Raw genomic sequence first — 24,179 nt, forward strand, 5'->3', positions numbered from 1 at the left:
AAAGAACAGTCACCTGCCCTCCCGCCCTTCATTCCAGTCTCCTGAGCCTAAGCCCCCACCCGCACCTCCCGCTGAGACCGAGTCCCACCCAGCTGCGCCAACACCTGCGCCAGCGAGCGCGCCGGCGAACCCTCTGCCAACACCCCAAGCAACTGCACCAGTTGCAGGTTCAACCCCTGCACCGCCGCCTCGCTAAAGGCAGCAAGACGATGGTCATAGTGGAACTGCAACTGCCCCTTGAGCTCGACATACAAGGTCAGAGCCGAGCTGGTCTGCTCGAAACTGTGCATGCTCTCCAGGCGCAAATCACCGACATCACCACCGGCCGACGCCGCACTGACCGGATAGTTCTCGAACACGATCACCGTGTCGCTCAACTCCCCACCCGGCAACCCGGCCCAGCGCTCGATATCACTCAAGGCACTGTAGCCATGCTCACGCATCAGCAAGTTGCGCCCTTGCAGTGCCTGCAGCCAGTCACCCACGCTCTGCTCTGGCTCGATACTGGCCACCAGCGGCACGTCGTTGATGTACAGGCCCAATTGCTGCTCGATGCCCTTGAGCTGGGGCGGGCGCCCGGCGATGGTCGCGCCGCAGGCCACCGTGGACTGACCGCAATGCACATGCAGGAGCAACAGCCAGGCGGCCTGCACCAGAGTATTGGCGGTAACCTTCTGTTGCCGGGCGAAACGGGTCAGTTGCTCGGTCTGTGCCTCGTCGAAGTGGAAGTAGTGCTGACGATGTCCGCCCCGCTGTGGGTCCCCCTGGGCAATCGCGCAATCACTGAGCAAGCTCGGCACCTTCAGGGGGGCGAGCTGTTCACGCCAGAAACGCTCGTCCGCCTGCTGGTCCCGGGCCTGCAGCCAGGCAATGTAGTCATGGTAGCCAGCCGGTCGGTGACTGATGGCCTGCCCGGTGTAGGCCGCCAGCACATCGTTGAACAACTGGAACCCGCTCCAGCCGTCCAACAGGATGTGATGGTTGGTACAGATCAGCCGGTAGCGTCCCTCGCCCAGCTGGATCGCTTGCAGGCGCAGCATCGGCGCCTGGGCCAGGTCGAAGCCCTTGAGTCGTTCGGCCAGGGCCAGACGCTCCAGCTCATCACTGCTCATCGCCATGCCGTCTAGCACCTGGAACGGCACCTCGACCTGCTTGTGAACCACCTGCAGCGGTTGCGCCAGAGACTCGCCCCAGACAAAACGGCTGCGCAGGATTTCATGGGTATCCATGGCCTGCTGCCAAGCCTGACGTAGTCGCTGCGGGTCGACACCTTGCACGTCCATGCACATCTGGTTGACGAAATCCCCCGCCTCATGGTCCTGCAACTCATGCTGCAACAAGGCCTGCTGCATCGGCGCCAATGGGTAGATGTCCTCGATCTGCACCGGCACCAGCGTCAGGGCGTCGAGCTGTTCCTGGGTCAGCCGCGCCAGCGGGAAGTCCGATGGCGTGACGCCGCCGCGGGCCTGGCAGCAATGCTCCACCAGGGCCTGCAGCGCCTGGACATAGTCCCGGGCCAGCGACTCGATCTGCGCACTGTCGAACATGCGCCGGCTGAAGCTCCAGTCCAGGCGCAACTGCCCCTCGTAGACCTTACCGCTGATGGACAGCCAGTTGCCCAGGGGCGCATCGAGACTGGCATCCGCGCCATGGGCCTCTGGCGCTGGAATGAACAGCGCCTGGGGATCGTCGAAACTGCCATCGAACTGGCCCAGGTAGTTGAAGGTGATCCGAGGTTGGGCGAGCCCCTGCAACGCCTCGCGACTGGCGGTGTCGCCCAGGTAACGCAGGGCACCGTAGCCGATCCCCTTGTTGGGAATCGCCCGCAGCTGTTCCTTGATCCGCTTGATCGAAGACTCGGCGCTGTCCGCGGCGCTCAGGCGCACCGGGAACACCGAGGTGAACCAGCCCACGGTGCGGCTCAGGTCCAGATCCTCGAAGAGCTGCTCACGCCCGTGGCCTTCCAGCTGGATCAGGGTCGAGGGCTGTCCGGTCCACTGCCCCATGACCTGGGCCAGGGCCGCCAGCAGCAGGTCGTTGACCTGGGTCCGGTAGGCGGCCGGAGCGCGCTGCAGCAAGCGTTGGGTGGTCGCGGCATCGAGCTGGACCTGCACACTGCCAGCGTCGCGGCTCAAGGCCTGGGTGCCAGGTTCAACCCCAGGTAACGATGCCTGTGCGCCTTCCAGCTGCGCGCGCCAGTAGGCCAGTTCGGCCCGTGCCTCGGGTCCACGGGCATACGCTTGCAGGCGTCGCCCCCAGGCCTGATAAGAACTGCTCTTGGCGGGCAGCTGCACAGCTTGCCCGGCCAACGCCTGGGTGTAGGCACTTTGCAGGTCCTCGAACAACAGGCGCCAGGACACACCATCCACCACCAGGTGATGGGCCACCAGCAACAGGCGCTGAGTGGAGTCCGCCAGGGTCACCAACAGCGCCCGCAACAAAGGCCCGCGCTGCAGATCAAGACTGCACTGGACCTTCTCGCAGAGCTGCTCCAGCTCAGCGGCGTTGGCAGCTTCGGCCTGCCACAACAGGTCCGGGCCGGGCCCGGCCTGATCCAGCGGACCATGGCTGGCACTCCAGCCTGTGCTTCCCTGCTGAAACTGCAGGCGCAATGCGTCGTGATGCCCAAACAAGGCCCGCAAACCCTGCTTCAGGGCCGCCGGGTTCAATGGCATGGCTGGAATCAGCAGCACTGACTGATTGAAATGGTGCCGCTGGGGAATCGGTTCGGCAAAGAACAGGCGCTGGATCGGCAGCAGCGGCATGTCGCCGGTCACCGGTCCCTGGTCGATGTCGTCCTGCGTCCCACACTGCGCGACCGCGGCCAGCCCCTGGATGGTCTGTTGCTCGAACAGGTCCTTGGGGGTGAAGCGGATCGAGGCCTGACGCGCACGACTGACCAGTTGCAGAGAGATGATCGAGTCCCCGCCCAGCTCGAAGAAGTTGTCGCTCACACCAACCTGCGGCACTTTCAGCACGTCTTGCCAAATCTGCACCAGATGCTTCTCCAGATCGCTGCGCGGTGCCACATAGGCGTGGCTGGCCTGGGCCATTTCCGGCATGGGCAGCGCCTTGCGATCCAGCTTGCCATTGGGCGACAGCGGCAAGCGTTCGAGGAACAGCCAATAGGACGGCACCATGTAGTCGGGCAGGCAGGCCTTCAACGTCTGGCGCAGGGTTTCACGCAGCCTTTCCTGGTCTTGCTCGTCCTCACGCGCGGTCGCGGCCGTCACCAGATAAGCCACCAGACGCCGGCCATGGGCGGTGTCCCGGGCCAGGACCACCGCCTCGCTGACCTGCTCATGGGCCATCAGCCGCGCTTCGATTTCACCCAACTCGATGCGGAAGCCGCGAATCTTCACCTGGTTGTCGATACGCCCCAGGTATTCGAACACACCATCACTGCCCTGGCGCACCACATCCCCGGTGCGATACAGACGCCCCCCAAGGGGGCTGTAGGGATCGGGCACAAAGCGTTCGGCAGTCTGCGCAAAACGATTCAGATAGCCTCGCGCCAAGCCATTGCCGCCGATGTACAACTCCCCGGCAACACCCACCGGCAAGGGATTGAGATCGGCATCCAGGACATAGGCACTGCGCTCGCCGACGCAATGGCCGATGGGCGCATAAGCAGCCGTACAGGGTTCACCGGCAGCGGTTTTCCATACCAGCGGCGTGACCACGGTTTCGGTGGGACCGTAACCGTTGATCATGTACTGAGGGCGCAACACCTGCTGGACCAGCTCGAAGCTGGCCTGAGGCATCGCATCGCCGCCAAAGCTGTAGAGGCGCATGGGCGGCGGATTGCCGACCCGTTGCACATGTTCAGCCAACTGATGCAGGTATGCCGGCGGGAAGCCGGCCATGGTCACGCCATGGCTGCGAATCGCTTCACAGGTCTGCTCCGGAGTCCACAGGCTGTCATCACGCAGCAGCAGGCTGGCGCCGCAGACAAAGGCGGTCAGCCAGCGTTCATGGGCGCCGTCGAAGGAAAACGAGAGGAAGTGCAGTTCACAGTCCTCGGGGGTCATGCCATAGCGCTCGCCGGTGGTGCGACAGTGCATCGCCAGCGGACCATGGGCCACGGTCACGCCCTTGGGCTGCCCGGTGGAGCCCGAGGTGTAGATCACATACGCCAGGCTCTCTGGCGCCACCGTCACCGCAGGCGCGGTCAGCGGATGCTGCCCGACCTCCAGACGTGACAGATCGAGCACCGCCAGATCGGCGGCCGAAGGCAGGCGCTGCAACGACTCGGTGTCACTGAGCAACAGGGCCATGCCGGAATCCGCCATGAGGTAGGCCAGGCGGTCGGCTGGGTAGCTCAGGTCCAGCGGCACGAAGGCGCCGCCGGCCTTGAGCACCGCCAGCAAGGCCACCAGCAGCCCCTCGCCCCGGGGCAGGGCCACGCCGACCCGGACCTCCTGGCCGACCCCACGGGCCACCAGTTCATGGGCCAGGCGGTTGGCCCGCTGGTCCAGTTCACCGTAGGTGAAGCGCTGCCCGGCAAACAGCACCGCCTGGCGCTCCGGCCAGCGTTGTGCCAGGGCACCGATGCTCTCGTGTACCGCCGGCTCGATCCCCGGCGCGACGGGCGCTACGCATTGGCTCGCCGTCTCTGCCACGGTCAACAGCTCGATGGCCCCCAGTTGCAACTGGGGATTGCCAATCATCTGCGCCAGCAAGTGCAACAGATGCCCGTTGAGCCGCTCGATCATCACCGCGCTGAACGCCTCCCTGGCATAGCCGTAGCTGATGCTCAGGCGCTGCTCCAGCGCTACCGCCACCGACAACGGATAGTTGGTGCGTTCACGACTGTGCACGGCACCGAAACGCACGCTGGAAGCCTCCTCCTGCTCCAGGGCCTGGGCCACCGGGTAGTTGTCGAAGACCAGCAGGGTATCGAACAGCGCTTCACCACTGCTGCCGGCCCAGCGCTGGATATCGTTGAGCGGCGTATGTTCGTATTCGCGCAGTTGCAGGTTCTGCGCCTGAACCTGTTGCAGCCACTGGGCCACAGTCATCTGTGCATCGGGGGTGGCGATCACCGGCAAGGTATTGATGAACAGACCGATCTGCTGCTCGATCCCCGGCAGCTCCGAAGGACGCCCCGCCACCGTCGCGCCAAAGGCCACGGTGCTCTGTCCGGTATAGCGCTGCAACAGCAGGAGCCAGGCCGCCTGCAACAGGGTGTTGGCGGTGATTTTCTGCTGCCGGGCGAAGGCCACCAGGCGCTCGGTCCACGGCTGTGTCCAGTCATGGTGGAACTCACCATGGCCGGAATCCGTGCCAGGGTTTTCCCGGGCAATGCTGCCCGCCAGGCGGGTCGGGGTCGCCAAGCGATCCAGTTGCTCGCGCCAGAAACCTTCACAGGCCTCCAGATCCTGGCGTTGCAGCCACTGGATGTAGTCGCGATAACGCCCCGGAGCCTGCTGCGGCACCACCCCGGCGTAGCGTTGCAGGACCTCGCTCATCAACTGCGAACTGCTCCAGCCATCCATCAGGATGTGGTGGTTGGTGTAGAACAGTTGATAGTCCTGGGCCGTGGTCTGCACCAGGCACAGGCGCAACAGCGGTGCACGATCGAAATGCGCACACAGGCTGCGCTCTTCGCCGGCCAGCGCTTCAAGAGCCGGCTCGCTGGCCTGCCCGTCCGACCAATCGAGCACCCGGAAGGGCAGCGCCAACTGACGCTGGACAATCTGCACCGGTTGCTCGAGCTCCGCTTGCCAGTGAAAAGAGGTGCGCAGAATGTCATGGGCCTGCAGGGCATCCTCCCAGGCCCGACGGAAACGCTGTACGTCCAAGCCCTGGACCGACACCCGGACCTGATTGACGTAATCGTCGCTGGCCTGCTCGTAGAGGGTGTGGAACAACATGCCCTGCTGCATCGGCGACAAGGGGTACAGGTCGACGATGGTTCGTGGGGGCACCGGCAGCGCATCCAGCTGAGCCTGGTTCAACCCGGCCAGGGGGAAGTCCGACGGCGAGACACCAGCCGAGGTGTCCAGGGTGCAATGCTCGATCAGCGCCTGCAGTTCCAGAAGGTAATCATCAGCCAGGCGCTGAACCGTCTGCGGCTTGAACAACCGATCGCTGAAGCTCCAGCTCAGGGACAGTTCGCCCCCATAGACCTGACTGTTGACCGTCAACCAGTTACTCAGTGGCGCCTCGCTGTGACGTTCGTCACCGGCTGCTTCTGCGGCCGGCGCAAAAAGTGACTGCGAGTCGAAGCTCTGGTCGAACTGCCCCAGGTAGTTGAAGGTGATCCGCGGCTGCGCAAGCCCCTGCAAGCGTTCGCGGGCCGCGTCCTCTCCCAGGTAACGCAACGCGCCATAACCCAGGCCATTGGCCGGCACCCGGCGCAAGTCCTCCTTGACCGCCTTGATCGAATCCGCGAGTGGCTGCGCCGGAGTCAGGCACAACGGATAGAGGCTGGTGAACCAGCCCACCGAACGCGACAGGTCGACATCGGCAAACAGTTCCTCGCGTCCGTGACCTTCCAACTGCACCAGCATCTGCGAATGCCCGGTCCAACGGCAGATCACGCGCGCCAGGGCGGCCAGCAACAGGTCGTTGATCTGTGTGCGGTAGGCCTTGGGGGCTTCCTGCAACAACTGGGTGGTCAGTTCCCGAGGCAGCCGGGCATTGATCGCCATGCCATGGCACGCCAGGTTCGCCCCGGCGGGATAGTCCAGGGGCAGGCCCTGAGGCGCCTGCTCCAGTTGCCGGCACCAGTAATCCAGTTCGTCGGTGTGCCCAAGGCGCTGCGCCCAGTCTTGCAGGTGCACGGCCCAATCCTGGAAAGCACTGGTCTTGGAAGGCAGGACCGCTGCTGCACCCTCGGCCAACTGCCGATAGAGGCTTTGCAGGTCTTCAAGCAGAATCCGCCAGGACACTCCGTCCACCACCAGGTGATGGATGACCAGCAGCAAACGCTGGCTGCCATCGTCCAGGTCCATCAGCACCGCGCGCAACAGCGGCCCCTGTTCCAGGTCGAGGCTGCTCTGGGCTTGTTGTCCCAGTGCCTGAATCGCCTCGGCATCCGCCACCTGCTGCCGCCAAAGGCTGACCGGCTCGGGATGCTCCTGGTGTTCGGCCTGCCAGAGGCCGGCGCTCTGCCGATACCTCAGGCGCAATGCATCATGCTGCACCTGCAGCTGGTTCAGGGCTAGCTCCAACAGCGGTACCTGCAGCGGCTCGCGCGGAGTCAGCAGCAGCGACTGATTCCAGTGATGGCGCTGGGGAATGTCGCTGGCAAAGAACACTTGCTGGATCGGCGTCAACGGCATCGTGCCACGCACCGGTCCCTGATCGATGCGCAAGGCCGTGCCCTGCTTGGCCACCGCCGCCAGTTCAAGAATGCTCTGGCAACGGAATACGTCCCTGGAGGAAATCTGCAAGCCAGCCTGACGGGCCCGGCTGACCATCTGGATGGCAATGATCGAGTCACCACCCAGTTCGAAGAAATTATCGTTGATACCGATCCGCGGCTGGTTCAGGACCTCCTGCCAGATATCCACCAGGGTCTGCTGCACTGGGTTCTGTGGAGCACGGTAGAGGTCCTGCGCAGGGCCCTGCTCAGGGCGCGGCAGGGCCTGGCGATCGAGCTTGCCGTTGGGGCTGAGAGGGAGCGCCGGCAGCAACAGCAGATGGCTGGGAACCTGATGCGCCGACAGGCGCGCGTTCATATGCTGCTTGAGGACATCCTTGCAGTGTTCTGGATCGAGCCCAGGCTGACATACCAGATAGGCCACCAGTTGCTTGCCCTGGGGTCCATCCAGCGCCAGTACCGCACACTCGCGAATCCAGGGATGGCTGTGCAGGCAGGCCTGGATTTCTCCCGGCTCGACGCGGAAGCCACGAATCTTGATCTGCTGATCGATGCGGCCACAGAACTCGATGCTGCCGTCGCGGCGGTAGCGCACCTGATCGCCAGTGCGGTACAGCCGGGCGCCGCCCTGCAGGTCGAAAGGATCGGGGATGAAGCTGGCAGCGGTCAGCTCGGGGCGCCGATGGTAATCACGGGCCAGCCCGGCACCGGCCAGATACAGTTCGCCCAGGCTACCGATGGCCGCCAGCTGGCCTTCGCTGTCCAGCACATAGGCACGGACATTGGTCAGCGGCCGGCCCATGGGAATCGACGCGGCCTGGGACCAGTCACCGTCCACGGCCTGGGTCAGGGCGCCCACGGTGCTTTCAGTCGGCCCGTAGTGGTTGACGATCCGGCACTGCGGCGCCAGGCGCTGGATGCGCTCCACCAGGCTCACCGGGCAGGCTTCGCCACCCAATACCAGGCATTGACGAGGCAGCACCGCAGCATTGTCCTCACCCAGCAGGGCCGCCAGGTGCGAAGGGACAATTTTCAACACATCGATCTGTTGCTGTTGCAGGTACTGGCCCAGGCCCGCACCGTCCACCGCCAGATCGGCGCTGATCACGTGCAGCGCCTGGCCGCCGCACAGGGCACCGAACAGCACCGTGTGCCCAAGGTCCGCCGCCGGCGTGGACACCAGCGCCATGCTACGGGCCGACGCCAGCGGCAGGCGCTGGTGAATGGCCGCCACGTAGTTGGCCAGGGCGCCGTGACTGATGGTCACCCCTTTGGCCCGGCCCGTGGAGCCGGAGGTGAAGATCACATACGCCAGGTGCCCGGGGGCCGTAAGCGGGTCGAGGTTGTCGGCACTCAGGGCCTGGCGCACCGGCGAATCCTCGAGGGGCTCGACACAGAGCCCGGGAAGATCGGCAAAACGCGCGATCAACTGCTCTTGGGCCAGCAACTGGGTAATGCCGCTGTCCTCAATCATGCCGTTGAGGCGTTCCTGCGGGTATTCGGGGTCCAGAGGCACGTAGGCGCCGCCAGCCTTGAGCACAGCCAACAGGCCCACGATCATCTCGATCGAACGATGCGCGGCGATACCCACCAGCACATCCGGCCCCACTCCGCGCCCACGCAGCTGACGGGCCAGACGATTGGCCTGCGCATTGAGCTGTTGATACGTCAGCTGCCGCCCGGCGCAGACCACGGCCAGCGCATCCGGGCTGCGCATTGCATGCGCCTCGACGCAGGCCGGTACCGACAAGGGTGGACGCTCGAAGGCGGTGCCGACATTCCAGTGTTCCAATATCTGTTCGCGCTCCGCCGCATCCAGCATGGGCAGTTCGCCCAGGCGACGCTGCGGCTCGCGAACTACAGCTTGCAACAGGTTGTGCCAATGCCGGGCCATCTGCTCGATGGTCTGAGGATCGAACAGGTCACTGGCGTAGACCAGCGCCCCATGCAGACGCCCGCCTTCTTCATGGGTATTGAAGGTCAGGTCGAACCGCACGGATTCGCTATCGCTGGCCAGGGCCTCGATTCGCAGCCCTGGAATCTCCACCCGCGCCCCTTCGTTATCCCCCGCCAGGTGGTTATACAGCACCTGGAACAACGGGCTCTGGTTCAAGCTGCGCTCAGGCTGCAGCGCATCGACCAGTTGCTCGAACGGCAAATCCTGATGAGCCTGGGCCTCCAGCACCCGGGTCTTGACCTGGGCCAGCAAGGCGCTGAATGACTGCTGCGGGTCGATCTCGGCCTGCAACACCTGGGTGTTGACGAAAAAGCCGATCAGCCCCTCGACTTCAGCCCGGGTGCGGTTGGCCACAGGCGTGCCCACGCGAATGCTGCGGGCACCGCTGTAGCGCTGCAGCAGCACCTGCAGGGAGGCCAGCAGCACCATGAACAGCGTGCAGCCGGCACTCGCGGCCAGTTCCCGCAAACCACGGTCCAGGTCCTGCTCGAAGACCAGGGTGTGACGTCCGCCCCGGGCACTGCGCACGGGCGGCCGCGGCCGGTCCAGGGGCAGTTCCATGGTCAAGGGTTCACTGCCCAGGCGCTCACGCCAGTACTGCAACTGCCGCTCGGCTTCACCGGCTTCCAGCCACAGGCGCTGCCAAACGGCGAAATCGGCGTACTGCACCGCCAGCGGCGCCAGCTCCGGCGCACGCTGGTATTGGCGCCAGTGCTCATAGGCGCTGGTCACCTCGCCCACCAGGATCGGCAGCGACCAGGCATCACTGATGATGTGATGGGTGCAGAACAGCAGCACATGCTCCTGGGGCCCGAGCTTGATCAGGGTCGCCCGCAACAGCAGGTCATGTTCCAAATCGAAGGGATGTTCGCCCTGCTCCGCCACCTGTTCGGACACCTGCGGGCCGGCGTCCTCAAGGTGGCTGTAATCCAGGCGTTGCAGGAGGAATTCACGCCGGGGATGAATCACCTGCATCACTTGCCGACCGTGCAGGCTGAAGGTGCTGCGCAGCACTTCATGGCGATCGATCAGGTACTGGATACTGCGTTGCAGATCAGCATCCTGCAGGTCGCCCTGCAAGCGCAGCACCGCCAATTGGTTATAGGCGCTGGAGGTCGGCTCCAGCTGCCAGAGAAACCACAGGCGCTGCTGTGCATAGGAAGCGCACATCAGCGTCTGGGCCTCACTGCGCCCAGGGATCGGCAACAGGTCCAGGGACAGCCCCTGCTCGATCATCTTGCGCTGCAAGGCGCTACGCTCCTGGGGGCTGAACGCGGCGAACCGCTTGGACAGCGCCAGCATGCGCTCAGGTAACGGATTCATCACTCCTGGGCCTCCGCAAACAGGGCTTCCAAGGCATCGACCTTGTCCCCTGTCACCCCGGAATCACGATGCAGCTCGACCTGCCTGGCCAGCAGTTCCACCGTCTCGCCTTCGAAGAACACCCGCAGCGGCAAGGACAGGTTGAGCTCGCTCTGAACCTTGGAGCGAATGCGCGTGGCCAGCAGCGAGTGGCCGCCCAGTGCGAAGAAGTTGTCATGCACACCCACCCGCTCCAGTTGCAGAGCCTCTTGCCAGATGGCGGCCAGGGTGGCCTCCAGCTCGTTGCGCGGCGCCACGTAGGCGCTGCCTTGCAACTCCAGGGCACTGAGGGCATTGCGATCCAGCTTGCCGTTGGGGGTCAGCGGGAAACGCTCCAGGACACTGAGGAAAGACGGCACCATGTACTCGGGCAATTGTTCGCGCAGTTGGGCCAGCAATGCCTGTTCCTGGGCCTCGCGATCGTCGGCCCGGGCCAGCACCACATACGCCACCAACTGTTTGCCGGCGGCCGTGTCCCGCGCCACTACAGCGGCTTCGCGCACATTGGCGGCTTGTCCCAGCAGGCTCTCGATTTCACCGAGCTCGATGCGGAAGCCGCGGATCTTCAGTTGGAAGTCTATCCGTCCGAGATAATCGAGCTCCCCTTGGGGCAGGCTGCTGACCCGGTCCCCGGTACGATACAGACGAGCGCCCGGCGTAGTGGCGAACGGGTCCGGGAGGAAGCGGCTGGCAGTCAGGGCCGGACGCTTGAGGTAGCCACGGGCCAGGCCCGGACCACCGATGAACAACTCGCCCTCGCGACCGATACCGGCCAGCCCGGCCTCTTCATCCAGCACCCGCAGGCGCGTACCGGCGATGGCGCCACCAATGGCCACACGTTCATCCACAGGCGCCTGAGCCACGGCGAAGGCCGAACACCAGACAGCACTTTCCGAAGGGCCGTATTCATTGACCAGCAAGGTCTCGGGCAGCAATTCTCGGTGCCGCAGAGCCAGTTCCACCGGACAAGCCTCACCGGCCACGATTACACAGCGCAGTTGCGGTTGCTGCAGGGCTTCGAGGATCTGCGCGTAGAACGACGGCAGGGCCAGGAAGTGCGAAATCTGTTGCGCACATATGAGTTCGGCGACCTGCTGCGGGTCCTTGTGCTGCTCTTCGCTAGGCAGGTACAAGGTAGCGCCCTGGCTCAAGGTCCAGAAAATCCCCGCCACGGAACTGTCGAAGGAGAACGAGGACAGCATCAGGAAACGCTCCAGGGGCGCCTGGTAGAAGGCGCTCCGGGCCAGAGTCGAGGTGCTGGCATTGGCATGGGACACCATCACACCCTTGGGTTTGCCGGTGGAACCCGAGGTGTAGATGACATATGCCAGGTTATCGGCACTGCTGCCGCTCTGCAGCGCGTCGATATTACCGCTCAACATCTCCCGATTCAGAGTGACCTGAGGCAGATTGGCCGGCAGGAGGATATCCGGGTGCAAAGGCTGCAGAGTGATCAGGCAACGTACCTCTGCGTCCTCGAGCATGAAGGACAGTCTCTCGCTGGGATAGGCCGGGTCCAGTGGCAGGTAGGCTCCACCGGCCTTGAGAATGCCCAGCAGGGCCACCACGATCTCGATGGAACGAGCACCATAGACCCCGACGATGGCATCGCTGGCAACCCCTTGCTGGCGCAAGCTGTGGGCCAGCTGATTGGCCTGGCGATCGAGCTCGCCGTAAGTGACTTCTTGGCCATCGACATGAATCGCGACACGCTCGGGGAAAGCCCGGGCCGCCTCTTCGAACAACTGGTGCAGCAGCGGTGCATCGGCGGCGACCAGCTGCGCGCTGCGGTCGAAGTCGCGCAGCAGGCGCTGAGCCTGATCGTGACCGACCAGCGGCAGTTGCTCGAGTGGCAGGTCGCTGTGCGCGGCGGCCGATTTCAGCCACTGGGCAAACTGTTCGAGCCAGGCAGCCGGCATACCTTCAGGCAGTAAATGAGGCTGCCAGCTCAACTGCAGCGTCAGCTGGTCAGCATCGGCCCGAGCCTGCAGGTGCAGCTTCTCGAAGTAGGCTTGATCGAGAATCAGGTCCTGTTCCTCGGCGCCCTCGGTGTAGGAACACCCTAGGTCCAGGGGGCGTGGCTCCTCGGTGCCGAACACCTCCAACTCGTTCAGGCAGTCCTGCCAGGAGCGGCTCAGTTCCAACTGATGACGAAACGCCTGCAGGTTGTCCTGCAAGGTGGCTTGAGGTTGCAGAGCAACGGCCACTGGCAGGCGTCGACTGAAATGCCCCAGGGTCTGTTGCAACTGGTCGCTGCGGCCGTCAACAGTCAGAGCCACCAGCAGCGAGTCCTGCTGACCCAGCCCTGCAAGAAAGCCCGCCCAGAGGAACAACAGGGCTTGCTCGACGCTCAGCTCGGCATCCTTGGCCACCTGGCGCAACGCAGGCGCCAGGTCGGTGTCCAGACGGTATTCCTGCACCTGCGCTGCAAAGTCCAGCCGCCGCTCGAAGGGCAGGCGCACGCCCTTCTGCTGCTCGGCATACAGAGTGCGCCAGAACTGCAGGCCCTCGCGCCCGATCGCCTCCTCTCCCAGCTCGCTCTGCCACGCGGCGTAATCGGCGTACTGCAGGCTGTCGAACGGTGGCAACTGCACCCCCGCACAGAGCTGCTGCAGTTCGGTCACCAGCAATGCCAGAGCCTGCCGATCACAACTGGCCAAGGCCACGCTGATCAGCAACTGACGATCCAGCAGCGATGCCACCAGGGGCACTTCGGCCAGGGCCAGACGATCCTCGGCACGGGCCTGTTGCAGGCTACGCCCCGGCTCCATCGACAGGCGCATACGAACCTGCGCGGCGATGTCCTGCACCGGCTGCTTGAACCCGGGCATCTGGCGGTAGCTAGTGCGCAGAATTTCGTGGCGCTGACACAGTTCGCCTAGCGCGGCTTCCAACTCGGCACGCGCGGGAGGCGTGTCGAAAGACAAGATCGCCTGGGCAGCCAGGGGGCGACCAAGGTACTGCTGCTGGGAAAGAATCGCGGCCTGCTGGGCCGAAATCTGAAAAGTCTCTACTGGGGAAAAGTCGGTCATGCTGATGTCCTTAACCAATGGCCACGTCGGTGCTTTTCAGCGGGACGGCCATGGCTGTGAGTATTTTGCGCGGGCCTGAATATTCGTTGCGGGCATGCAGGGTGAGGATGTTGTCGAGCATCACGACGTCGCCCTTCTCCCAGGGAAACTCCACCATCACCTCGCGATAGAGCTGTTGCAGATGGGTGATGTAGTCATCGGGGATCGGGCTGCCATCGCCAAAGAAGGTGTTTTGTGGCAGGTCCTCGGGGGCGAACTCCGCCAGCAGGCTGTCGCGGATGCTTTCTGGCAGGGTCAGGGCATTGAAGAAAGTCGCGTGGTTGAACCACACGCTCTCCCCCGTACGCGGATGCCGGACCATGGCCGGGCCCTGTTGCCGAGTGCGCAAGCGGTTGCCGGATTTCCACTCCGGGGCCACTCCGATCTTCGCGCAATAGGCCTCGACCTCGGCGCGGTCTTCGGTCTGAAACACGGTCTGCCAGGGCAGCCCCATGCCGTCGCCGTAGTTGCGCACATAGAGCACGCGTTTGCGCTGGAACTCCTCGCGCACTTGCGGATCGATTCGCGCCAGCAAATGCCGGGTGTCGCCGAATGGCGTCTCGCCGCCGGTGGTCGATGGCACATCGCAGTAGAAATACAGATGCAGCGGAAACACCGGGGAATAAGAATGCTCGTTGTGGGGGAAGATCTTTTCCACGGCCGGGTAGTCGGTGGAGCTGTAGACATTCAGCTTCTTGGTGATCTGGGTCCGCGGCGAAGCCCGGAACAGGTACTCCAGGGCACCACCGGAAATCGAATCGACGCACTGGTTGAATTCGTTGATGTCCTGCACCGCGAAACCGCGGAACAACAACGTCGCGTGCCGATCGAGCTTTTCCTGGAGCAGCTCGCGGTTTTCCCCCGCCCACTGCGCCAGGCCCACGCCGGGAACGTTCGGCGTACATAACAGAGGAATCGAGCTGTTCTCGAACAGCGGCGTGAACGTCACCAGGCTGGATTGGTCCAGGCTCAAGCTCTTGCGCCGTCCTTTGCCCAATGCCGGTATGGCTTGAGACTCGAATTTCGACATTACCCACCTCCGATTCGCGGTATCAGGCGCGGCGATCGCACGCGCCTGCATGACTCTTCAATAACTGGCTTCACTCGACCGGCACGCGCCCTGGACGGCGGCGCTGGATCGGGTGCTGTTGCTTGAGCAAGGCCTGGCGCTGCTGCAACTGGTCCCGCTCACGCAGGTATTGGATATCCCGTGCCTTGCTCAGCAACGCCGCCAACGGCGCCTGGGTATCGACCACCATCAGCTCGAACACCGCCTGCAACTGCTCGAACAGGCACGCCATGTCTGCCGCGGTATAGAGCCCTGCATCGCATTTCAGGCCGAGGTAGATGCCCTGTGGCGCATTGACGAACTCGGCCACCAGGTCCAGCTCCGCCGCGGCCCTGCCGGCAGCCACCGGCTGCACGTCCAGGCCGTCGATCGACAACGGCTGGTCAAGGCTTTCCTGATAGATGAACTTGATGCTGAACAACGGCGAACGACCGGCACGCCGGACCACCCGGAGCGCCTCCACCAGGCGCTCGAAAGGCAGGTCCTGGTGATCCGAGGCACCGATGACCGTGCTCCGTGTCACCTGCAGCAGATCGCTGACGCACTGTTGTTCCTCGACACTTATCTGCAATACCAGTTGGTTAACGAAGAAGCCCACCAGATCTTCAACGCCGGCGTGATTGCGGTTGGCGATATCGGTCCCCAGACGCACCCGTGAACTGTCACTGCGCTGGCCCACTACCAAGGCAAAACCTGCCAGCAACAGCATGTACAGAGTCACTCCCTGGGCACTGGCAAAGGCGCGCAGCGCCTCGCTCTGGGCAGCCGAAAAATGGAACTCATGGAGATCGCACAAGGGTGAAGGCGCCTGCCCGGGCTGCACCGTGGCACTGGCGGGCAAGCGCGTAAGGTGATGGTCATCGCCCAGGACCTCACGCCAGTAATCGAGCTGGCGCTGCAGTTCACCGCCTTCGAGCCATTTGCGCTGCCAAACGGCGAAATCCACGTATTGCAGGGCCGGCTCCGGCAACGGACTGGCAATGGCGGTTCGATGAGCGTGGTACAGGCTCACGAACTCGGCCGGCAGAATGCCGAACGACCAATGGTCGGCGACGATGTGATGCACAGTCATGAGCAGCAGGTAGCGTTGCGGCTCCAGCCGCAGCAGGCGTACACGCATCGGCGGACCGGCGATCAGGTCGAAGGGCTCCCCGGCCTGTTGCTGCAACTGCCGTTGGGCCATGGCCTCGCGCTCGGCCAATGGCAAGGCGCACAGGTCATCGAACGCGAACGATAGCGGCAGGTGGCGATGGACGTGCTGCCAGCTCTCGCCTTCGACCTCGCTGTAGGTAGTACGCAATACCGAATGCCGCTGCATCAGCGAATCAAAAGCTTGCCGCACCGCGTCGATATCCAGCTCTCCACGCAGCTCCAGGGCCCGGGCAATGTTGTACATCGAACTCTGCGGCTCCAACTGCCAGAGGAACCACAAGCGCTGCTGGGCAAAGGACAACGGCTGCGGTCGCGAGTCATCCACCCGCAGCAGGGCCGGAGCCGCTGCTGGAGCATCGCCGGCGCTCAGGGCAGCGACAAAGGCCTGCAGCTCCGGCGCGTCGAACAAGGTCCGCAGCGCGGCCTGCAAGCCCAGTTCATGCCGCACCCGGCTGATGACCTGAGTGGCCAGCAGCGAATGCCCGCCCAAAGCGAAGAAGTTGTCCTGCAAGCCGACTTGCTCAACCTCGAGCACGTTCTGCCAGATAGCCGCCACTTGCTGCTGCAGCTTGCTGCGGGGGGCCACATACGCTTGTTGCAGGGCACTCAAATCAGGCTTGGGCAAGGCCTTGCGGTCCAGCTTGCCGTTCGGGTTGAGGGGCAGGCGCGGCAACAGCAGAACGTGGTTCGGCAACATGTAATCCGGCAGCTTTTCCTTGAGCCCGGCCTTGATCAGCGCGCAACGCTCGGCCTGTGCCTGAGCATCGCCCAGGCCGTCGTTGGTATCTCCAGGCAACGCAGAGGGCACCACATAGGCCACCAGTTGCATACCGTTGTTGGCCGGCACGGCCACCACCACCGCCTCACGCACATCCGGCCGAGCCGACAGGCGCGCCTCGATTTCCCCCAGCTCGATACGGAAGCCGCGGATCTTCACCTGATGATCGATGCGGCCGATGTACTCGATCGCCCCTTGCGGGTTGTAACGCGCCAGGTCGCCACTGCGATACAGCCGGGCGCCGGGCTGACGGGCAAAGGGGTCGGGGATGAAGCGTTCGGCAGTCAGTCCCGGCCGGTCAAAATAGCCCTGGGCCAGGCTCGACGCAGAACCGATGCACAGCTCCCCGGTGCCGCCTTCGGGCAGCAGATTGAGGTCGCCGTCGATGATCCGCAGGGCGCGACCGATGATCGGCTGGCCGATCGGGATGCCGTAGACCTCGCTGGCATCCTGTTCCCGGCAGTCGTGGACACTGGAGACCACCGTGGCCTCGGTCGGGCCGTAGGTATTGAGCAGGCGCACGGCCCCGAGGCCTGCGGCGTGCCACAGGCGCAAGCCCTCCACCGACATCGCCTCGCCGCCAACATGCACCTGGCGCAGGCGCCCCAGGCTGCGGATACCGTCAGCCATGCATTGCTTGGCCAGCAAGTGCCAGTAAGCCGCCGGCAGGTCGGCCAGGGTCACCCCCTGGCTGACGATCACCGCCGCCAGTTGCTCGACGGCCCAGGGCTCGTCACCGCGCATTACCAGTGCCGCGCCGAGGCACAAGGCCGGGTAACACTGCTCGACGAAACCGTCGAAGCTGAATGTTGCGAACTGCAGCACCTTGTCAGTGGCGGTGAGCGCCGAGTAATCCGCCGCCGCCTCGCAGAACGCCGACAAGGCCCGGTGATCGATCGCCACGCCCTTGGGGACCCCGGTGGAGCCCGAGGTGTAGATCACGTAGGCCAGGTCTTGCGGGCAGGCCCTGTTCTGCGGATCGGCGCTAGAGCACTGGCTCAATCGTTGCGCAAGGCTCGGCAGGTCCCAGTGCAGCACGCTGTCGGGCAACAGATTCGCGGCCCAGGAACCGGTATCGCTGAGCAGCAGGCTCAGGCGGCTGTCGGCGATCATGAACGCCAGGCGCTCTTGCGGGTATTGCGGGTCCAGCGGCACATAGGCCGCGCCACTCTTGAGCACTGCCAACAAGCTGACGATCAGTTGCGGCCCGCGCTTGAGCGCCAGGCCGACCCGATCCCCCGGGCCAATCCCCTGGGCCTGCAGGCAATGAGCCAGGCGGTTGGCCTGGGCGTTCAACTGTCCGTAGTCCAGACGTTCGGCATCGACCACCAGTGCCAGCGCCTCGGGCGTGGCCGCAGCCTGCGCCGCGATCCTCTGGTGCACCAGCAAGGCCTGCGAGCCCATCAGCTCGACCACTTCGCTGCGCTGCAGCAGGTCCTGGCGTACCGGCTCGGTGAGCAATTGCAGCGCCCCCAGCGCCGTGCCGGGATCATCCATGAACTGCTCCAGCAAATGCCGCAACTGGGCACAAAAGCCCTGGACCTGATCCGCGCTGAAACGACTGCGCTCATAGCTGAAGTCCAGGCTGAGGCACTCGCTCAACTCAATGCCCAGGGTCAGCGGATAACTGGTCTGCTCGTGGTTGGCCAGGCCGGAAAACTTCAGACCTGCTGGCGCCCCCTCCTTCAGCGCCTGGGCGACCGGGAAGTTCTCGAACACCAACAGACTGTCGAACAACGGCGTGCCTTGCTGCCCGGCCCAGCCCTGGACCTCGTAAAGCGGCACATGCTCGTATTCTCTCAGGCCCAGATTGATTTCCTGCATCTGCTCCAGCCATTGCCCCACGCTGCACTCCGAGCGGGGCTGGCAAATGATCGGCAAGGTGTTGATGAACAGCCCCAACTGCTGTTCGATACCCGGTAGCGGCGCCGAACGCCCCGCCACGGTGGCGCCGAAGATCACGCACCGCTGCGCGCAGTAACGCTGCAGCAACAACGCCCAGGCGGCCTGCAGCAAGGTGTTGAGGGTGACCTTCTGCTGCCGGGCGAAGCTTGCCAGGCCCTGCGTCATGGCTTGATCGAAGCCTTCCAGGTACTGTCCATAGCCACTGCCCGATACCGGCTTGCGCACCCCGTCGGCCAGCAAGGTCGGCGAGTCCATCGCTTGCAGCCGCTGGCTCCAGAACTGTTGCGCAGCCTGGGCCGGCTGCTTCCGCAACCAGCCCAGATAGTCACGATAGCGACCCGGGGCAACCGGCAACTGCGCGCCGGCGTACAACTGGATCACTTCGGCCAGCAGGCTGGCGTTGCTCCAGCCATCCAACAGCAGGTGATGGCAGGTGTAGATCAGGTGCCAGCTGTTATCTCCAAGTGGCACCAGCAACAGGCGTAGCAGCGGCGCCCGGTGCAGCTCGAATCCCTGGCGGCGCTGTTGCTCGGCCAACAGGTCGAGATCCACCGGGGCCGCCTGCAGTATCTGCAACGGTACCTTGACCTGGCTTCTGACCAATTGATGAGCCGTGTCCAGCCCTTCCCAGTGCACGCTGCTGCGCAGGATCGGGTGGCGGTCCAGAGCGCCCTGCCAGGCATCGGCAAAGCGCTGCGGATCAAGGCCATGGATGTCCAGGCGCAACTGGTTGATGTACGCCTGCTCCTGGGGTTCGTAGAGGGTATGAAAGAGCATGCCCTGCTGCATTGGCGTCAGCGGGTAAAGGTCCTCGATCGCGGCGGCGGGCACCGGCAGCTCGTCGAGCTGCTGCTGGGAAATCCGCGCCAGCGGGAAGTCCGAGGGCGTAGCCTGGGCCTGGGCCAGGCCGCAGCAGTGCTCGATCAGCGAATGCAGCTCGGCAAGGTAGTCATCAGCCAGTCGCTGTACGCTGGCGTCGCTGAACATCTCCTGGCTGTAGCCCCATTGCAAAGCCAATTCGCCACCAAAGACCTGCCCCTCCAGGGTCAGCCAGTTGGCCAGAGGAGCCTGTGGGTCCTGGGCCTGGCCGCTGCTTTGGCTGGCCGGTGTCCATAGCGCATGCTCGTCGAACTGGCGATCGAACTGGCCCAGGTAGTTGAAGGTGATCCGTGGCTCCGGCAAAGACGCCAGAGCCTGACGCTGGGCCGGAGTGCCCAGGTAGCGCAGCAAGCCGTAGCCCAGCCCTTTGCCGGGAATCGCGCGCAATTGTTCCTTGATGCCCTTGATCGCAGTTCCGGCCTGCTCTGCAGGCTGCAAGCGCACCGGGTACAGGCTGGTGAACCAGCCCAGGGTGCGGGTCAGGTCCAGCTCATCAAACAGGTCTTCGCGCCCATGCCCCTCCAGCTGGATCAGCGCCGAAGGCTGTCCGGTCCAGCGGCACAATACGCGAGCCAGGGCCGTCAACAGCAGGTCGTTGACTTGAGTGCGATAGGCGCTCGAGGCCTGCTGCAGCAGTTGTCGGGTCAACTGCGCCGGCAGGCGCGACTCGATCTTGCGCCCATGACGATTCTGCAATCCGCCCGCCGGGTTATCGCAGGGCAAGTCACCCGCCCCGGCCTGCTGCGCCATCCAGTACGACAGCTCGGCTTCGCGCCGTGGCGCATGTTCCTGCAAACGACGGGCCCATGCCTGATAGGCGCTGGTCTTGGGCGGCAGTTGCAGTGGCCGAGCCTCTGCCAACTGCCGGTAGGCCTGTTGCAGGTCTTCCAGCAGCACACGCCAGGACACGCCATCCACCACCAAGTGATGGATCACCAACAGCAGTTGCTGGCGGCCGGACTCGTGCGCAAGCAGAACTGCGCGCATCAGGGGGCCAGCCTGTAGGTCCAGGCTGCGCTGGGCCTCATCGCACAACGCCGCCAGAGCCTGATCATCCGCCACCCGGCGCTGCCACAGGTCGAAATGGCCAGCGGGCTCGGCGTACGCCTGCTGCCAGCCAGGCGGCGAGAAAGCAAAACGCAGGCGCAATGCATCGTGATGATTGACTAGGTGCAGCAGCGCCGCCTGCAACAGCTGCGGCTGCAGGTGCTGACGCGGATCGAGCAGCAACGACTGGTTCCAGTGCCCGGGTCGAGGCACCTCCTGGGCCAGGAACCAGTGCTGTACCGGGGTCAACGGGACCTCGCCGGCCACCGGCCCCTGGTCGATCTGCGGCAGATCGTCGAGGACCGCAACCTGAGCCAGACTACGCACGCTCTGGTACTGGAACAGGTCCCGGGGGGCCAGGCGAATCCCAGCCTGACGGGCGCGGCTGACCACCTGAATCGAGATGATCGAATCACCGCCGAGCTCGAAGAAGTTATCGTCCAGGCCTACCTGGTCCAGCCCCAGGACATCGCGCCAGACCCCCGCCAAGACCTTCTGCATGGTGTTTTCCGGAGCCACGTAGGTCAGCTGCGGTGCCGCCTCTGGCAGCGGCAAGGCTCTGCGGTCGAGCTTGCCATTGGCGGTCACCGGCAGGCGCTCCAGGGCCAGCAGATGATGGGGCACCATGTACTCCGGCAAGCTGCCGGCCAGCCATGCCTTGAGCTCGTCGCGCCACGCCTCGGCAAGCCCTGCCTCTTGTAACACCAGATACGCCACCAGGTGCTTGGCGTTCTGCACCAGCACCACAGCCTCGCGTACACCGGGGTGCTGCATCAGCCGGGCCTCGATTTCACCCAGTTCTATACGCAGTCCACGCAGCTTGACCTGATGGTCCAGACGCCCCAGGTACTCGATCACGCCGTCAGCACGCTGGCGCACTCGGTCACCGGTGCGGTACAGCCGCGAGCCCTGATGAAAAGGGCAAGGCACAAAGCGCTCGGCAGTCAGAGCCGGACGTCGGTGGTAGCAGCGCGCCAGACCAATGCCTCCCAGATACAGCTCGCCAGCGACACCCGCCGGAACCGGCTGTAGCTGGGCATCCAATACATGGGTACGCAGGTTGGCGATCGGCCGGCCGATGGGCACGCTGCTGGCGCCCTCATCGACGCAGGTCCAATGGGTGACGTCGATCGCCGCCTCGGTCGGGCCATAGAGGTTGTACAAGCCAGCGTTCGGCAGCCGGGCAAACACCTGCTGCTGGGCATCCAGGGGCAGCGCCTCGCCGCTGCAGACAATCCGCTTGAGGCTGGTGCAGGCGGTCACGCCACTGTCGTGGATAAACGCCTGGAGCATCGACGGCACAAAATGCAGGGTACTGATCTGCTGCTCGGTGATGACCTGGATCAGCCGCTCCGGCTCACGATGGGCGCCCGGGGCGGCCACCACCAGGCGCGCGCCGGTCATCAGCGGCCAGAAGAACTCCCACACCGAGACGTCGAAGCTGAACGGGGTTTTCTGCAACACCGCGTCGCTGGCGTCCAGGCCATAGGCCTGTTGCATCCAGCACAGGCGGTTGACCAGCGCCGCATGGCTGTTGCCGGCGCCCTTGGGCTTGCCGGTGGAACCCGAGGTGTAGATCACGTACGCCAGGTTCAGCGGATCGAGTGGCAGTTGCAACGGGCTGTCGCTGTAGGCATCCAGCCAGTTCTGCTCCTGGTCCAGGGTGATGACCTTGAGCCCCTGGGCCTGAGCACCAGGAACCGCCAGCAACGGCTCCAGCGAACTCTGGGTCAGCAACAGGCGGATGCCGCTGTCCTCGATCATGTAGGCCAAGCGGTCCTGGGGGTATTCCGGGTCCAGCGGCACATAGGCGCCACCGGCCTTGTGGATCGCCAGCAGGCCCACGACCATCTCGATGGAGCGCTCGATGCAGATCCCCACCAGCCCATCCGCCGCCACGCCCTGTTCACGCAGCAGACGCGCCAGCTGGTTGGCCCGGGCATCCAGTTCGCCATAGCTCAGCTGCCGTTCGCCGAACACCAGGGCGCAGGCCGCGGGGGTGCGCCGGGCCTGGGCTTCGATCAGTTGGTGCATGCACTGCCCGGTGGGGTAAGCGACCCGGGTGGCATTCCACTCGTGCACCAGGGTCTGCTGCTCCTCGGCATCGAGCAACGGCAACTCGCCAATGCGCTGTTCAGCATCGCCCAACATGCCTTGCAGCAGCGCGGTCCAATGGCGCGCCATGCGGGCGATGGTGGCGGCGTCGAACAAGTCGCTGGCATAGGTCAGGGCAGCATGCAGCTTGCCGGACTTCTCGTAGGTGTCCAGGGTCAGGTCGAACTGGGTGGTGCGGCTCTGCCATTCCACTACCCCCAGCTCCAGCCCGGAGGCGGTCTGCACGGTACTGATGTCCGCCACTTGCGGCTGATGGTTGTACATCACCTGGAACAGCGGCGTATGGCTCAGGCTGCGCTCCAGCTTGAAGGCTTCCACCAATTGCTCGAACGGCAGGTCCTGGTGAGCCTGGGCACCCAGGGCGGCTTCCTTGACCGCCTGCAACAACTCGCCGACCCGGGTCTGGCCGCCAAGCTCGGTGCGCAGTACCTGGGTGTTGACGAAGAAGCCGATCAGCCCCTCGACTTCCGCGCGATTGCGGTTGGCAATGGGTACGCCGACACGGATATCACCCTGGCCGGTATAACGGTGCAGCAGCACGTTGAAGGCGCCGAGCAACAGCATGAACAGGGTCACGTTGTGCTGTTTTGCCAGGGCCCGCAGCTGTTCGGCCAACTGCGGCTCTATCGCGAAGTCATAACGGGTGCCGCGGTAGCTGGGCATCGCCGGGCGCGGATGATCAATGGGCAGTTCCAGCACCGGATGCTCGTCCCCCAGGCGTGCCTGCCAGTATTCAAGCTGCCGCGCCTGCTCACCGGCCTCCAGCCAGCGACGCTGCCACAGGGCGTAGTCGCGGTACTGGATCGGCAACGGCGGCAGTTGCGGTGTCTCACCTCGTTCGAAGGCGTCGTAGCAGCGGATGAACTCATCGATCAGCACGTTCATCGACCAGCCATCAGAGACGATGTGGTGCAGGGTCAGCAACAGTACGTGCTCCTCGGTGCCGAGCTTGAGCAGCTTGACCCGCAGCAGCGGCCCGCTGCCCAGATCGAACGGCAGCAGCGACTGGCGCTGGGCCTCGGCCGCCACGGCCTGCTCGCGCCCGGGCGCATCGAGATCACTCAGATCCAGGAACTCCACAGGCAGAGAAATATCCGCAGGCGCCTGCTCCAGGCTGTCGTCGGCATGACGCTTGAACACCGTGCGCAGGGTTTCGTGACGGGCAACAAGGCTGGCAAAGGCCTGCTCCAGCGCCGAGCGATTCAACACGCCGGTGAGGCGCACCGCCCCGGGCAGGTTGTAGGCGCCGCTCTGCGGATCCAATTGCCAGAGGAACCACATGCGCCGCTGGGCGTAGGACAGCGCGTGACGGTCCTCGACCAACACGTCGGCGGGGATCGGAAACAGCGAAAAGTCGATGTTTTCCGCTCGCAGTCCGTCGAGGAACAACCGCCGTTTCTCCAGCGGCAGCTCGATAAACCGGCGAGCAAGTTTCAGGGACTTTTCAGCGTTCATCTGGGTTCATCCGTACATGTTGGGTATCGAGCTTTGGCTCGGCTATCCCTACGAAACGG

At 64.4% G+C, this 24,179-nt stretch carries 4 protein-coding genes; all 4 read right to left on the minus strand.

The window, feature by feature from the left end:
* Positions 1-47 precede the first annotated feature (47 nt).
* The 4 genes from AC07R1_RS10255 to AC07R1_RS10270 all read right to left on the minus strand — a co-directional run bounded on the left by AC07R1_RS10255 (position 48) and on the right by AC07R1_RS10270 (position 24,120).
* On the minus strand, positions 48-10,610 hold the full coding sequence (locus AC07R1_RS10255) for an amino acid adenylation domain-containing protein (protein ID WP_495110497.1): 10,563 nt from the start codon (positions 10,608-10,610) through the stop codon (positions 48-50).
* Entirely contained in the window at positions 10,610-13,681 is a 3,072-nt protein-coding gene (locus AC07R1_RS10260; RefSeq protein WP_495110498.1) for a non-ribosomal peptide synthetase, read from the minus strand. Before AC07R1_RS10260 ends, AC07R1_RS10255 begins: the two co-directional genes overlap by 1 nt.
* Before the next feature lie 10 nt (positions 13,682-13,691).
* Entirely contained in the window at positions 13,692-14,750 is a 1,059-nt protein-coding gene (locus tag AC07R1_RS10265; protein WP_053152895.1) for a TauD/TfdA family dioxygenase, read from the minus strand.
* A gap of 70 nt (positions 14,751-14,820) precedes the next feature.
* Positions 14,821-24,120: an amino acid adenylation domain-containing protein gene (locus tag AC07R1_RS10270; protein ID WP_495110499.1), complete on the minus strand. Its 9,300-nt coding sequence runs from the start codon at positions 24,118-24,120 to the stop codon at positions 14,821-14,823.
* Positions 24,121-24,179 lie beyond the last annotated feature (59 nt).

Source organism: Pseudomonas sp. GW821-FHT07F01 (genome assembly GCF_059418825.1).

What these genes read in the sequence shown, in the direction of transcription:
- AC07R1_RS10255 (WP_495110497.1), bottom strand. Translation starts at nt 10,610, where the DNA reads ATGAATCCGTTACCTGAGCGCATGCTGGCGCTGTCCAAGCGGTTCGCC.
- AC07R1_RS10260 (WP_495110498.1), bottom strand. Translation starts at nt 13,681, where the DNA reads ATGACCGACTTTTCCCCAGTAGAGACTTTTCAGATTTCGGCCCAGCAG.
- AC07R1_RS10265 (WP_053152895.1), bottom strand. Translation starts at nt 14,750, where the DNA reads ATGTCGAAATTCGAGTCTCAAGCCATACCGGCATTGGGCAAAGGACGG.
- AC07R1_RS10270 (WP_495110499.1), bottom strand. Translation starts at nt 24,120, where the DNA reads ATGAACGCTGAAAAGTCCCTGAAACTTGCTCGCCGGTTTATCGAGCTG.